A 14,054-nucleotide genomic window follows, 5' to 3' on the forward strand; every position below is an offset into this window, starting at 1 on the left:
GGTGCGGGCTCAGCCCTTGCTGACCATGGCGCGGAGGAAGAACCGCAGGTTGGCGGGCTTCTCCGCGAGGCGGCGCATGAAGTAGCCGTACCAGTCCGTGCCGTACGCGGTGTAGACCCGCATGCGGTGTCCTTCGGCGGCGAGCCGCAGATGCTCGTCGCCGCGGATGCCGTACAGCATCTGGAACTCGTACTCGTCGAGCTTGCGTCCGGCGCGGTGGGCGAGTTCCTGGGCTATGGAGATGAGGCGCGGGTCGTGGGACCCGATCATCGGGTACCCCTCCCCGTCCATGAGGATCTTCAGGACGCGGACGTACGCCTTGTCGATCTCGGCCTTCTGCTGGAAGGCCACGTCGGCGGGCTCCTTGTAGGCGCCCTTCACCAGCCTCACCCGGCTGCCGTTCTCGGCCAGGCGGCGGGCGTCGGCCTCGGTGCGGAAGAGATAGGCCTGGATGACGCAGCCGGTCTGCGGGAAGTCCCGCCGCAGCTCGTCGTGGATGGCGAACATCGAGTCGAGGGTCGTGTGGTCCTCCGCGTCGAGCGTGACCGTCGTCCCGATCTCGGCGGCGGCCTCGACGACCGGGCGGACGTTGGCCAGGGCCAGATCGTGGCCGCCGTCGAGTGCCTGGCCGAAAAGGGAGAGCTTCACGGACATCTCGGCGCGCTCGCCGAGCTCCAGCTCCTTCAGCCGGTCGATCAGCTCCAGATAGGCGTCGCGGGCGGCGGCCGCCTGCTCCGGGCGGGTGATGTCCTCGCCGACGACGTCCATCGTCACGTCGAGACCGCGGCCGGTGAGCTCCCGGACGACGGGGACGATGTCGTCCACGCGCTCACCGGGGATGAAGCGGTCGACGACCTGCTTGGTCACGGGCGCCGCCGAGATCAGGCGTCGTATCCGGTCGCTGCGCGACGCGGCGAGAATCACGGGACCCAGCACGGGGCACCTCCACAAACCAGCAGATAGAACCACCGTGAAACCTAAGGATCCTCCCGTTCGCCGACCATCGACAGCTGTCACGTATCCGTGCCGCAGATCTCAGACAGATGTATGAAGGCCTGGGGTGGGGCACGTGGCGGGAGTGCGGGCGGTCAGGCCGCGGGACATCGGCGAGGGCAGCGGCGACGGCATCGGCAAGGACTCGTCAGTGCCTTCGCGGCGTGCGCGAGAATGCCCGGGTGACGCCGGAATCCGCATCGCCCCACCCCCTGGGTGGCTACCAGGACCTCGTCGACGAGATCTCCGCGCTGCTCGGCGCCCCGGCGACGCTGGAGAACCGCGACTTCGAGCTGATCGCCTTCGGCGCGTACGACAGCGAGGGCGAGCTCGATCCGTCGGCCCTGGACCCGGTCCGCACCCGCTCGATCCTGACCCGCCGCTCCACGACGGCGGTCCGGGAGTGGTTCGAGGGCTTCGGCATCACCCGGGCGACGGGCCCGGTCCGGATCCCGCCGACGCCGGAGGCGGGGGTGCTCCGGGGGCGGGTCTGCCTCCCGGTACGCCATCGGGGGGTCGTCCTCGGTTACGTCTGGCTCCTGGACGGCGATCCGGGCCCCACCGACGCCCAGCTGTCCGCCGCCATGGCGGTGGCCTCCCGCATCGGCGCCCTGCTCGCGGACGAGGCCCAGGCAGGCGCAGATCTCACCCGCGAGCTGCGCGCGGTGCTCACCGCCGAGCGCGACTGGGAGCGCGACATGGCCGTGGCGGAGCTGCGCGCGGCACTGGGTCCCCGCGGCGACGGCGTCCACGCGCTGGTGTGCGTGGCCCCCTGGCCGCGTCCCGACCCGGACGACGCGCCGTCCTTCCGTACGGTGCCGGGGGCGACCGCGCTGTGCACGGTGCCGTGGGGCGCGGCGGGCCAGGGCCTGGCCCTGCTGGTACGGCTGCGCTCGGCCGACGTACCGGGCCCGGCGCTCACCGCCGCCGCCCGGCTGTTGGAACGCGCGGGCGCGCACGCGGCGGCGGGCGTCTCGGGGGCCCGCGCCGGCCTCGCCGAACTGGGCACCGACTGGCGGGAGGCCTCGGCTGCGGCCCGGGCGGCGCTGGCGGAACCGGGGCTGGGCCCGATCGCCGAGTGGCGCTCCATCGGCCCGTACCGGCTGCTGACCGCGTTGCCTCCCGGCCTCCCCCAGGACCCCGCCGTGCGCACCCTCCTCACCCCCGCCCACCGTGAACTCGCCCGCACCGCCGAGGTCTTCCTCGACCACGCGGGCCAAGCGGGGCGGACGGCCGCCGAGTTGGGCATCCACCGTCAGACCCTCTACTACCGCCTCTCCCGCGTCGAGCAACTCACGGGTCTGCGCCTGACCGACGGCGAGGACCGTCTGCTGCTGCACATGGCGCTGAAGGGGGCGCGACTGTGAGGCCTCCCGGGGACGTCAACTCGCCGGGGAGAGCGGGAACAGCGCGCTGAGGCGCGGCAGGCGACGGTGCGACTCCTCGTCGTCGCGCGCGTCCCAGCGCTCGCCGGCGGGGTCCATGGGCTCGGGGTCGTCGCCGAGGCTCTCCACGGCCGCGTAGAAGTCGTCCGCCGTACGACCCGTGACGTGTTCGTAGGCCCGCACGGCGACATAGTCCAACTCCTCCCACTCGAGCCATTCCTCGTCGTCCCAGACCTGCGACGAGCGGCCCACGAGCCGCCGCACCCCGGGCACGTCGGCCAACGAGTCCGGATCACGTGTGACACGGTCGAACCCGTCCCGGCCCAGCCCGACGAGCCAAAGTCGGAAGTAGAAGAAGCTGTCGTCGGAGCACCAGCCCATGATCCGGTCGGCCGCGCCCCACAGGTCCCAGGTGAGCGTGGGGGCCACCACCCGGTCCAGGCTCGCCTGGAAGCGCAGGATCTCGGTCTCCGGCCGGCCCGCCAACCGCCCGCGCAGCCACTCCAACCGCTCGTCGGGGTCCCGCGTCACCCGTCGGCAGCCCTCGATCGCGTCCCAGAAGGTCTCGTCGTCCACGTCCCCACCATGACAGGCGGCACTGACAACGCGACCGGCCACCGATGGAGGGGGTCGTGTGGCGGCATCGTGGTGGCGTGAAAGCGCACTTCTGAAAATGATTGTCATCATGCTACGGTCTGGCACGTTGAAACTTTGACCACCCCTGTACTCGGAGTGTCCCGTGCGCCTCCCGGCCCGTTTCGTCCCCCTCACCGCAGTCACCACCGCGACCTCCGCCCTGCTCACGGGCTGCTTCTCGGCGACGAGCCCCGAGGAGGCCGGGAGCGAGGGCAAGCGGATACGGGTCGCGATGATGCTGCCGCCCCGCTCGGGCCTGTCCCCGCTCTCCGACGACGCGTTCAAGCTGTCGCGCTGGTCGACTGCCGAGACCCTGGTGAAACTGGACGCGGAGGGCGACGCGCGACCCGCGCTCGCCACCGGGTGGAAGCGCTCGGGCAGGACGTGGACGTTCACGATCCGGGAGGGCGTGACGTTCCACGACGGTACGAAGCTGACCGGTGAGGCCGTCGTCAACTCGCTCACCGAGGCGGCCACCGCGGCCCCCAAGCCGCGCATCCTCGACGGCGTGGACCTGACGGCGAAGGCCGACGCCGACACCGTCACCGTCACCACGGCGGTCGAGGACCCGCTGGTCCCGCAGCGCCTCAGCTCGCCGCAGCTGTCGATCCTCGCGGCGAAGGCGTACGAGGGCAAGACGGTGAACCCGCTCGGCGCCGGCACCGGCCCCTTCGAACTGACCGAGGTCAACGGCACCGCCTCCGCCGCCCTCGACCGCTACGACGACTACTGGGGCGACAAGGCCAAGGCCCCTGGTATCGACGTGAAGTTCGTACCGGACGGCACCGCCCGCGCGGCCTCCCTGCGCAGCGGCGAGGCCGACATCGTCGAGGCGGTCCCGGTGTCGCAGGCCGCCGTGCTCGACCAGGACCTGATCACCGAGGTCCCGATGCCCCGCACCAACACCCTGTATCTGAACACCGAGAAGGGCGTCTTCAAGGACGCCTCGCTGCGCGCCGCCGCCCGCGAGGCCCTCGACGTCGAGTCGATCGTCGAGGGCGTGTACGAGGGGCGTGCCGACGTCGCCGAGGGGCTGCTCGGGCCCGCGCTCCCGTGGGCGGCCGGGCTGCGGTCCCCGCTGAAGCGCGCCGAGGCGGGGGACCCGGACGGCGCGGCCATCACCATCGGCACGTTCACCGACCGCGCCGAGCTGCCCGAGGTCGCCGCCACCCTGCAACAGCAGCTGCAGAAGGCCGGGTTCAAGGTGAAGCTCGACGTCCGCGAGTACGCCAACATCGAGTCCGACGCGCTCGCGGGCGAGTTCGACGCCTTCATCCTCTCCCGGGCGACCGTTCTGGACTCCGGCGACCCGGCCGCGTACCTCTACAGCGACTTCGCCTCCGACGGCTCCTTCAACATCTCCCAGCTCGCCGACAAGACCGTCGACACCGCCCTCGACCGGGCCTCCGACACCGCCGCCGGTGACGCCCGCCGACAGGCCGTCATCGACGCCGAGGCCGCCGTCCTCACCACCGACGCGGCCGTGCCGATGCTCCACGAGCGCGTGATCCAGGGCGACGCGGCCGGAGTCGTGGACGCGGCCCACGACCCGCGCGAGCGGGAGCTGGTCACGGCGGACACCTACGTCAAGTGAGCGCGTCCGCAGGGGAACCGACCGAGGCGGCACGCGGCACGCGCGTCGCGGAGAGTGCGGGCACGGATGCTGCCAGCACAGAGGGTGCGAGCGCGCAGAGTGCGAGCGCGGCGCGGAGGGGCCGTTCCGCGGCGGAGTCGGCCGGACCCGTCCGACGGACGGGGGGTGCCAGGGACTCCGGTCCGGGGCGGGGGCCGGTGCGGGGGCGGGTGCGGGGGCGAGTGCGGGGGCGGGTGCGACACTTCGCCGAACCGCTGGTCGGTCCCGCCGGGCTGACCCGTCTCGGCTGTCTCCTCGCAGTGCTGACCGTCGTCGGTCTGCTCCCGTGGCTGTCCGGCCGTGATCCCGCGCTGACCGTGCTGCGCGCCCGGTCGGCCGAGCAGGAGGCGACGCCCGAGGCGCTGGCCGCGATCCGCGAGGACCTGGGCCTGGGCGCGGGGCCCCTCTCCCTGTTGGGGGGCTGGGCCTCCGGGCTGCTGCGCGGCGACCTCGGCACGTCATGGGTGTCGGGCACGGACGTACTGCCCTCGGTGGTCTCCGGCCTGCAGGTCTCCCTGAGCCTGATGGGCACCGCCTTCGTCGTCGCGCTCCTGCTGGCCTGCGTCCTGGTCGCCCCGGTGCTCGTCCGGGGCCGGGGGTCGGCCGGCGCCTTCGCCGCGATGCTCGCCGCCGTCCCCGAGTTCCTGCTGGCCACGGTGGCGCTGCTGGTCTGCGGGGTCTGGCTGGGCTGGCTGCCGACGTCCGGCTGGGCGGGCCCGCAGTACCTGGTGCTGCCCGCGATCGCGCTCGGTGTCCCGGCCGGCGGTCTGCTGGGCCGCCTGGTCGCCGACGCGCTGCCCGCCGTGCTCGACGAACGCTGGGTGGAGCTGTGGCGGGGCGCGGGCGTGAGCCGGGCCCGGGTCTCGGCGGCCGCGCTGCGCCGCGTACTGCCGCCCCTGGTACCGCAGTTCGGCATGGCCGCCGTCGGCCTGACCGGCGGCGCGGTCGCCGTGGAGATGGTGTTCGCCGTGCCCGGCATCGGCCGGACCGCACTGGGCGCGGCCAAGTCCCAGGACCTGCCCCTCCTCCAGGGCGCGGTCCTCGCCCTCCTCGCCCTGGGCCTGGTCGCGGGCGCCCTGGCCGCCCTCGTCCGGCGCCGGCTCCTCGGCCCGGCCCTGCGCGACGCGGGCCTCACCCTGCCGCCGGCCCGCCCGGTCCGCGCCCACCCGGCGATACCGCTGACCCTGGCGGCCGTCCTCCTGATCACCATCGGCTGGGGTCTGCTGCGCGACCCGTACGCCGTGGACACCACCGCCCGCCTCCTCCCGCCGTCCTGGGCGCACCCGCTCGGCACGGACGGGCTCGGCCGCGACGTCCTGGCCCGCCTCGGCCACGGCGCGGCCGCCACGGTCGGCACGGCGGCGGCGGTCTGCGCGCTGAGCCTCCTCGTCTCCCTGGCGCTCGGCTTCCTGCCCCGGGTGGCGGCGGGCGCGGCGGACATCGCGAACGCGCTGCCCCCGGTGATCGTCGGCATCCTCGTCGCCGCGGCGGCCGGCCCCGGCACGGGCGGCGCGGCCCTCGCCGTGGCGCTGATCTCCTGGCCCGCCCTGTCCGCCCACGCGGCGGCGCTGGTGCAGGAGGTCCGCGCGTCCGCGTTCCTGACCGCGCAACGGGCCATCGGCGCGAGCCCGTGGTGGATCCTCACCCGACACGTCCTCCCGTCGGTCGCCGCCCCCGTCGCCCGCCACGCCGTCCTGCGTCTCCCGGGCATCGCCCTCGCCCTCGCATCCCTGGGCTTCCTGGGCCTCGGAGCCCAACCGCCCACCCCGGAGTGGGGGTTGCTCCTCGACGAATCGCGCGCGTACGTGGAACGCGCGCCGTGGGCGGCCCTGGCACCGGCGGTCGCCCTGGCCGTGCTGGCCGGTCTGGCGGTGTCGGGGGCGGCGTACGCGCAATCGCGGACGGCTCGCCGCACGCGGAAACCCGGTCGGGCACACCATGGGAAGGGAAAGACGTCCGTTGAAGTCGCAGCCGAGGTCTGACGTGCCGCCCGGGGGCCTCCCGCCGAAGGACGTCCCGCCGGGGTCCGACGGGCCACCGCAGTCCTACCTGCCACCGGAGTCCCATGTGTCACCGGCGTCCCACGTGCCACCGGCGTCCGACGTGCCACCGCAGTCCCATGTGCCACCGGCGTCCGACGTGCCACCGGCGTCCGACGTGCCGCCGAGGTCGGACGCGCCGACGGCGTCTCCTTCGCCGTCGGCGGCCGACGTCCTGCTCTCGGTCCGCGGGCTGCGGATCGCGTTCGACGGGGTCGAGGCCGTGCGCGGACTGTCCTTCGACGTCCGGCCGCGCGAGGTGCTCGCCCTGGTCGGCGAGTCGGGCGCGGGCAAGTCCCTCACGGCGCGGGCGCTGCTCGGGATGCTGCCCGAGGGTGCGACGAGCAGCGGAACCGTACGGCTGCGCGGGGAGGCGGACCTCGCCGCCCAACGGGGCCGGCGTATCGCCCTGGTGCCCCAGGACGCGTTGTCGGCGCTCTCCCCCGTGCACCCGGTGGGTGACCAACTCGCCGCGGCCGTACGGTCGGTGGCGGGCGTCTCCCGCAAGGAGGCCCGTGCCCGGGCGGTCGCCGCGCTCGACCGGGTGGGCATCCCCGATGCCGTGCGCCGGGCGCGGGCGTATCCGCACGAGTACTCCGGCGGTATGCGCCAGCGGGCCGTGATCGCCATGGCGACGATCAACGAACCGGATGTCGTCGTCGCGGACGAGCCCACGACCGCCCTCGACGCGGAACTCCAGGAACAGGTCCTGCGAGTCCTCGCCGCGCAGCGGGAGGCCGTCGGCGCCGCGCTCGTGCTGGTCACCCATGACCTCGGTGTGGTCCGGGAGCACGCCGACCGCGTGCTGGTCATGTACGCCGGACGTCAGGTCGAACAGGGCCCGGCGGCGGCCGTGTGGGGTCGCCCGCGAGCGCCGTACACGGCGGGCCTGCTGGCGTCGCTGCCGCCGGACGACGGCGACCGCGACGGCCACGGGCACGGACACGGCGACAGCCGCGGCGACGGTCCGCGCCTCGCCGGTCGTCGTCACCGTCGCCGTCGGCTGCCCTCCATCCCGGGTTCCCCGCCCGCGCCCGACGCCCTCCCGCCGGGCTGCGCCTTCGCGCCGCGCTGCCCGCTCGTCGAGGACCGCTGCCGTCACGAGGAACCGCGGACCTCGACGGCCGACGACGGTCACGAGGTCTCCTGCCACCGCTGGGACGAAGTCCCCCACCCCGCGACCGAGTTGTTCCTGGAGCCAGCGTGAACCCGAACGCCCCTCTGCTCGACGTGCGCGACCTGGTCGTCCGCTACGGCCCGGTCACAGCCGTCGACCGGGTGTCCTTCACGGTGGACGCGGGCGAGACCCTGGCCCTGAACGGTCCGTCCGGCTGCGGGAAGTCCTCCACGGTCGCCGCCGTGCTCCGACTGCGCCGCCCGGACGCCGGCCGAGTCCGCTTCGAGGGCCAGGAGTTGACCTCGCTCAGCGAACGCGAGCTGCGCCCGCTCCGGCCTCGTATGCAGCCGGTCTTCCAGGACCCGTACGGCTCGCTCAGCCCTCGCCGTCGCGTCCGGGAAGCGGTGGCGGAACCCCTGCGCGTCCAGGGCCGCTGGGACGCCACGGGTCCCACACGGGTCGCCGGGCTTCTGGACCGGGTCGGTCTGGACCCGGCTCTCGGCGACCGCTTCCCGCACGAGTTGTCCGGCGGTCAGTGCCAACGGGTCGGCATCGCGCGGGCTCTGGCGTCCGAGCCCCGTCTGCTGGTCCTCGACGAGCCGGTGTCCGCCCTGGACCCCTCCATCCGGGCCGGCGTCCTCAACCTGCTCGCCGACCTCCAGGACGAGCTGAACCTCGGGTACCTCTTCATCTGCCACGACCGCGCGGTCGTACGCCACTTCGCCGACCGCTCGATCGAGATGCGCGCCGGGAGACTCGTACCGGCTCCGGCCCCGGCCGCCGGCCGCGCCGGCCGCGCCGGCCGGGGCAGCCTAGGGCGCTTCTGATGGATCTTCGCGGCGTCGCGACGCCCGGCACGCCATCGCCGCACCGCGCGAAAGCCCAAGTACGTCCAGTGCGCGGGCTTCCGCGCGGCACGCCGAGAGCACGCACCGGACGCCGCTCCTTCTCCCGCGGAGATCCATCAGAAGCGCCCTAGACGATGCCGCCCCGGTCCCTCGCCGCCTCCATCACCTGACGGAGCCCCTCGGTGAGGGCCTCGGCGTCGGGCGCGGTGTCGGGGTCGAAGGTCCACTGGGCGACGAGGCCCAGCAGAAGGGTCAGGTAGAACCGGCCGAGGGTGTCCGCCGCCGTGTCCGTGACGTCCTCGTCCCGGCCGCCCATGAACAGCGTCACGATCCCGCGCGCGCCCTCCCGCTGGGCCCGCGCCAGATGCTCGCGCACCTCCGGCAATTGGTCCCCCATGGCCAGCACCTCCATGCTGAGCCGCCACATCGAGCCCGGCGCCCGCATGGTCTCCACGGCGTTCGCCCACACCTCACGGAACCGCTCGACCGAGCCGGGATCACTGTCGCTGCCGACCGCCCCGCCGCCCTCGAAGGTGTCCGAGACCTCCTCGACCATCGCCACGTACGCCTGCGCCAGCAACGCGTCCTTCGAGCCGTAGTGGTAGCCGATCGACGCCAGGTTCGTTCCCGACTCCCTGACGACGTCGCGCGCCGTCGTTCGCGCGAACCCCTTCTCCAGCAGGCAGCGCTTGGCGCCTTCGAGTAGATCCTCACGGTGTCCCATGGGGTCAGCGTAACCTCGCCCACGAACAAGCGTCCAAGACGTACGTTTTACACACACGTCCCATAGGGCCGGGATTTATACGCTCGTGCTAGACGCACGTATTAGACACTCGTACAGTCACGTGTCATGACGACCCATCCCGCCCCCATGGCCCGCGCCGGACGCCGGGAATGGGCCGGCTTCTGCGTCCTGATGCTTCCGCCGCTGCTGGTCTCGACGGATGTGTCGGTGCTCTGCTTCGCGGTCCCGGCGATCAGCGCCCAGCTACGACCGAGCGGCACCGAACTCCTGTGGATCTTCGACATCCACGCGTTCGTGCTGGCCGGGCTGCTGATCACCATGGGCTCGCTCGGTGACCGGGTCGGCCGTCGGCGGCTCCTGCTGATCGGGGCGGTCGTCTTCGGCACGGCGTCCCTGCTGGCCGCCGGCGCGAACAGTGCCGAGACGCTCATCGCGGGGCGTGCGCTGCTCGGCGTCGGCGGCGCCGCGCTCCTGCCGTCGACGATGGCGCTGACCCGGACGATGTTCACGGACCCCGGCCCACGGGCGATGGTGATCGGCATCTGGTCGGGCGTGCTGACGGCCGGCGTCGCACTCGGCCCGGTGCTCGGCGGCGTCCTGGTGGAGCACTTCTGGTGGGGCTCGGTCTTCCTGGTGAACCTCCCCGCGACGGCACTGCTGCTGCTCCTCGGCCCGTCCTTGCTCCCGGAGTCGAGGGACCCGGCCCCGGGCCGCTTCGACCTGCCGAGCGTCCCGCTGTCGATGGCGGCGGTCCTACCCGTCTTCTACGGCCTCAAGGAGATCCCGTCCGAGGGCTGGAACGTGCGGTACGTGATGGCCGTGAACATCGGCCTGCTCTTCGCGGTCCTGTTCGTCCACCGCCAGCGCACCACGGCCTCGCCGCTCGTCTCCCCCGCGCTGTTCCACGCCCGCGGCTTCACCCCGGCCCTCGCCCTCAACGTGGTCGCTGCCTTCGGTATGACGGGGTCGATGTACTTCACCACCCAGTATCTCCAGTCCGTCCTCGGCAAGAGCCCGCTGGAGGCCGCGCTGTGGGGGCTGTTCCCGTCCGTGCTGGTCGGCGTCGCCGTGCCGGTCACGACACTCCTCGTACGGCGGGGAGCCGACCGCGTGCACCTCGTGGCCTCGGGCTTCGCGACCGCCGCGTCCGGATACGCGCTGTCGGCCGCCGTCGGCACCGGCTCCCTCCAGCTGGTCCTGGTCGGCTCCGGGGTCCTCGCGGCCGGTCTCGTCGCCGCCCTCGCCCAGCTGACCGCCCTCGCCCTGGACGCCACCCCCGTCGAACGCGCCGGCTCCGCGTCCACCCTCGTGGGGACCGGCCAGGCGTTCGGCGGCGCCCTCGGTGTGGCCGCCCTCGGCTCGGTCGGTACGGCCCTCTACCACCACCGGGTCACGGCATCCGCGCCCACCCCGGCCCGCGAGACCCTCGGGGGCGCCCTCGCGGTGGCCGAACGCCTGCCGGGCCCGGCGGCCGAATCCCTGCGGGCGGCAGCCCGCGCCGCCCACACCACAGGTATGCGGGGCGCGATGACGGCGGGCACCGTCGTTCTGCTCGCCGCGGCGGTGGCGTCACTCGTGGCGCTGCGGGGCGGGCGGATCCGCAACGGCCGGGAGCCGGGGTCCGGCCACGGAGACAAAGACCGCGACGCCGACGGCGCGCGGGATCAGGTCGGCGAGCCGGTCGTGATCAGTCCCTCCCGGTAGGCGATGGCCACCGCCTCCGTACGGCTCGAAGCGCCCAACTTGGCCAGGATGTTGGAGACATGGACGCTCGCCGTCTTCCCGGTGATGAACAGCTCGTCGCCGATCTGCCGGTTGGTCCGGCCGCGCGCGAGCAGCCGCAGGACATCGTTCTCCCGCGCGGTGAGCGCGGGCACGCCCCCGTTCCCAGGGGTCTCGCCCAACCACCCCCGCCGGACCAGCGCGTCCAGGGCCGAGCGCAGCGGCACGGCGCCCAGCCGGTCGGCGGTCTCCCCCACCGCCCGGGCCTCGGCCACCGCCTCCTCCCGCGCCCCCGCCGCCAGCAACGCCTCCGCCAGCCGCAGCCGGCAGCGGGCCGACTCGTACGGATCACCGAACCCGAACGCGTCCACCGCCACGCGCCAGACCTCCACCTCGGGGCCGATGCGCAGTCGCGTCCACTCCGCCTCGGCCCGGGCCAGCCAGGCCAGCCCCTCAGGCCCCTGTTCGATCCCGTCCTCCCCCGCGGCGGCCGTGTCCCGGGCGACCCGCACCAACTCCTCACCCGTGGCGGTCCAGCGCCGCACCGCCTCCTCGTCCCCGGCGGACCGCCGCTCCGTCACCGCGTCAGCGAGCGCCCCCAGCGTGAGCGCGGCGAACCGGACGGTCGCGTCGGGCCGGGCCCCGGCCTGCTCGGTGAGGGTCGCGACACTCGTGCGGAACTGCGCGACCGCGGCCTCGGGATCGTGCCGCAGGAGGGCCGCCTCGGTGAGGGTGATGCCCGCGACGAGGGCCGCCATGAAGTCGTACGGCCTCTCCAGGAGCGCCCGCGCCCGGTCGACGGCGCTCTCGTCGCCCCGGGCGAGGGCGACGTACAGGGCGGGACCGACCGCGTAGCCGGCGTCCGCGGGCAGCCGGTCGGCGTCGGCGGCCGAGCGGACGCACTCGTCCCAGCGGCCCAGCGTGTAGAGGCAGAGCGAGTGGAGGTAACGCATCTCCACCGGGTACGGGGAGGAGAGCAGACCGGCGCGGCGCGCCCGGTCCAGCCCCTCGGAGAGCCAGGCGAGGCAGTCGTCGAGGTCGCCCGATTCGAAACAGCCGACGGCGAGGTTGAACAGGGCACGCATCTCCACCGGGACGTTGCCCGCGCCGCGGGCCAGCTCGCGGGCGTCGCTCAGCCGCCCGCGGCCCTTCGTCGTACGCCGGTTGCCGCGAGGGTCGAGGCCCACCGCGGAGATGATCAGATCGGCCTGTGCGTCGGCCAGTCCGAGCCGCTCGGCCACGTCCAGCGCCTCTCGCGCCACCCGCCCGGCCTCCTCGTCCTCCCCCACGTACCGCGCCGCCATCACATGCGTGGCCGCCGCCCACACCCAGGTACGGGACGGCGGCTCGGCGGGGATCATCGCCAGCGCCTCGCTGCTGTACCGGAACGCCGCCTCCAGATGGTCGACGCGCATCAGGTCGCCGGCGAGCGTGTAGCGCACCCGGGCGGCGAGCTCGGAGTCCGCGTCCGGGCCGGCTCCGGCGAGCGCCGAGCGGGAGAGCGAGACCGCGCGGTGGTTCTCCCCGGCGCGCGCGGCGGCGGCCGAGGCACGCAGGGTCAGGGTCACCGTGTCCAGGTCCCGGGGCCGGGCACCGGCGTCCACGGACGACCACAGATCGAGAGCGCCCTCCAGCTGCCGCAGTTCCTCGGCGGGCGCCCCGATGCCGCGCGCGTGGTCGGCGGCCTCGACGGACGCCGTCAGCGCGTCGGCGAGGTCGTGGCTCTCGCGCGAGTGGTGGGCTCGCTCGGCGCTCTCCCCCGCCCGCCCGCGGCGGGCCAGCAGCTTGGCGAACACCCCGTGCAGCCGGACCCGTTCGCCCGGCAGCAGATCCGCGTAGACGGCCTCCCGGGTGAGGGCGTGCCGGAACTCGTACGTCGATCCCTCGCCCGGCAGCAGCAGTTGCCGGCCGACCGCCTCGCGCAGCGCGGACTCCAGCTCGTCGTCGGGGAGTTGGACGGCGTCCCGCAGCAGGTCGTGCTCGACCCTGCGGCCCGCGACGGCCGCCGTGCGCAGCACCTGCTGGGCCGCGCCGGGCAGTTGTTCGATCCGGATCAGCAGGACGTCGGCCAGTCCGCTCGGCAGTACCGCGCCGGGCTCCTCCGCCGTCGCGGCCAGCAGCTCCTCCGCGTAGAACGCGTTGCCCTCCGCCCGCTCGACGATCCGGCCCACCGTGGCCTCGGGCAGTGGCTCGGCACGCAGCGAGCGCACCAGCCGGGCCACTTCCGTGTCCGGCATCGGCCTCAGCTCCAGCCGTTCCACGGCGGGCAGCCGCACCAGTTCGGCGAGCAGGGGGCGCAGCGGGTGCCGGCGGTGCAGATCGTCCGCGCGGTACGAGGCGAAGACCGCGAGCCGGTGGGCCGGGGCACCGGGGGCGGGCCGCTGGAGCACGGCCCGGCTGAGCAGGAAGCGCAACAGGTCCCGCGAGGACTGGTCGGCCCAGTGCAGGTCCTCCAGCACGAGCAGGACGGGCGTCGTGGCCGTGAGGTCCGTCAGCAGCGCCGCGACGCCCTCGAAGAGCTGGAGCCGGTCGCCGCCGTCCGCTCCGCCGCCGAGGAGGCGTGCGGTGGCCGGGTGTGCCCGGAGGAGCGGCTCGAAGCGCTCGTCCGCGGCGAGGGCGCCGAGGACCTCCGTGAACGGCAGGTACGGCAGCCCCACGTCACCGAGGTCCACGCAGTGCCCGGTGAACACGGTGGTTCCGCTGCACGCCGCGTACGCCGCGGCCTCGGCCAGCGTGCGGCTCTTGCCCACGCCCGCGTCTCCGGCGACCAGCACGGCCCGGGGCTCGCCGGCCCCGGCCCGGTCCAGCACATCCGTCAACCGGGCCAGCTCGGTGTCCCGCCCGACGAACGGCGCGTGGAATATGTTCTGCGGCACACGGCCATCCTGACATGCCCCTCCGTCCCGCCCCCGGCATGCGGAAGGCGGGGCCCCGCC

The 14,054-nt window shown here is 74.1% G+C and carries 10 protein-coding genes; 6 read left to right on the forward strand and 4 right to left on the reverse strand.

Features of this window, described 5'->3' with window-relative positions:
* Nucleotides 1-9: 9 nt before the first annotated feature.
* Complete coding sequence (locus RM704_RS13175) at nt 10-936, reverse strand: proline dehydrogenase family protein (RefSeq protein WP_033526870.1); 927 nt, start codon at nt 934-936, stop codon at nt 10-12.
* A gap of 221 nt (nt 937-1,157) precedes the next feature.
* On the opposite strand from RM704_RS13175, the gene RM704_RS13180 reads away from it, so the two are divergent.
* Nucleotides 1,158-2,360, forward strand: coding sequence for a PucR family transcriptional regulator (locus RM704_RS13180; protein WP_033526869.1), 1,203 nt, complete (start codon nt 1,158-1,160; stop codon nt 2,358-2,360).
* A 15-nt stretch (nt 2,361-2,375) separates the two neighbouring features.
* Here the strand turns inward: RM704_RS13180 and RM704_RS13185 are convergent, their stop codons facing one another.
* On the reverse strand, nt 2,376-2,954 hold the full coding sequence (locus RM704_RS13185; RefSeq protein ID WP_033526868.1) for a DUF4240 domain-containing protein: 579 nt from the start codon (nt 2,952-2,954) through the stop codon (nt 2,376-2,378).
* A 163-nt stretch (nt 2,955-3,117) separates the two neighbouring features.
* Between RM704_RS13185 and RM704_RS13190 the strand changes: the two genes are divergently transcribed.
* The 4 genes from RM704_RS13190 (at nt 3,118) to RM704_RS13205 (ending at nt 8,630) form a co-directional block, all read left to right on the forward strand.
* Nucleotides 3,118-4,608 carry an ABC transporter substrate-binding protein gene (locus RM704_RS13190; protein WP_033526867.1) on the forward strand — a complete coding sequence of 497 codons (1,491 nt, stop codon included), beginning with the start codon at nt 3,118-3,120 and terminating at the stop codon, nt 4,606-4,608.
* Between the two features lie 233 nt (nt 4,609-4,841).
* The gene (locus RM704_RS13195) at nt 4,842-6,629 is read left to right on the forward strand and encodes an ABC transporter permease subunit (protein WP_311590568.1); all 1,788 of its coding nucleotides are present in this window, start codon (nt 4,842-4,844) and stop codon (nt 6,627-6,629) included.
* Nucleotides 6,630-6,861: 232 nt separating this feature from the next.
* Nucleotides 6,862-7,893: an ABC transporter ATP-binding protein gene (locus tag RM704_RS13200; RefSeq protein ID WP_033527018.1), complete on the forward strand. Its 1,032-nt coding sequence runs from the start codon at nt 6,862-6,864 to the stop codon at nt 7,891-7,893.
* A complete protein-coding gene (locus tag RM704_RS13205) occupies nt 7,890-8,630 on the forward strand; it encodes an ATP-binding cassette domain-containing protein (protein WP_078937078.1) in 741 nt (246 codons plus the stop codon). The genes RM704_RS13200 and RM704_RS13205 overlap by 4 nt, the downstream gene beginning before the upstream one ends.
* A gap of 148 nt (nt 8,631-8,778) precedes the next feature.
* On the opposite strand, the gene RM704_RS13210 is transcribed toward RM704_RS13205, so the two are convergent.
* Nucleotides 8,779-9,375 carry a TetR/AcrR family transcriptional regulator gene (locus RM704_RS13210; protein WP_033526866.1) on the reverse strand — a complete coding sequence of 199 codons (597 nt, stop codon included), beginning with the start codon at nt 9,373-9,375 and terminating at the stop codon, nt 8,779-8,781.
* A 126-nt stretch (nt 9,376-9,501) separates the two neighbouring features.
* Between RM704_RS13210 and RM704_RS13215 the strand changes: the two genes are divergently transcribed.
* On the forward strand, nt 9,502-11,100 hold the full coding sequence (locus tag RM704_RS13215) for an MFS transporter (protein WP_052145981.1): 1,599 nt from the start codon (nt 9,502-9,504) through the stop codon (nt 11,098-11,100).
* On the opposite strand, the gene RM704_RS13220 is transcribed toward RM704_RS13215, so the two are convergent.
* Nucleotides 11,061-13,994, reverse strand: coding sequence for a helix-turn-helix transcriptional regulator (locus RM704_RS13220; protein ID WP_033526865.1), 2,934 nt, complete (start codon nt 13,992-13,994; stop codon nt 11,061-11,063). The genes RM704_RS13215 and RM704_RS13220 overlap by 40 nt on opposite strands.
* Nucleotides 13,995-14,054: the final 60 nt, after the last annotated feature.

This window comes from Streptomyces gottesmaniae (genome assembly GCF_031845845.1).
GTDB lineage: Bacteria > Actinomycetota > Actinomycetes > Streptomycetales > Streptomycetaceae > Streptomyces > Streptomyces akebiae.

Excerpts from the sequence above, each read along its gene's own strand:
- RM704_RS13210 (WP_033526866.1), bottom strand. The coding sequence starts at position 9,375 with ATGGGACACCGTGAGGATCTACTCGAAGGCGCCAAGCGCTGCCTGCTG.
- RM704_RS13215 (WP_052145981.1), top strand. The coding sequence starts at position 9,502 with ATGACGACCCATCCCGCCCCCATGGCCCGCGCCGGACGCCGGGAATGG.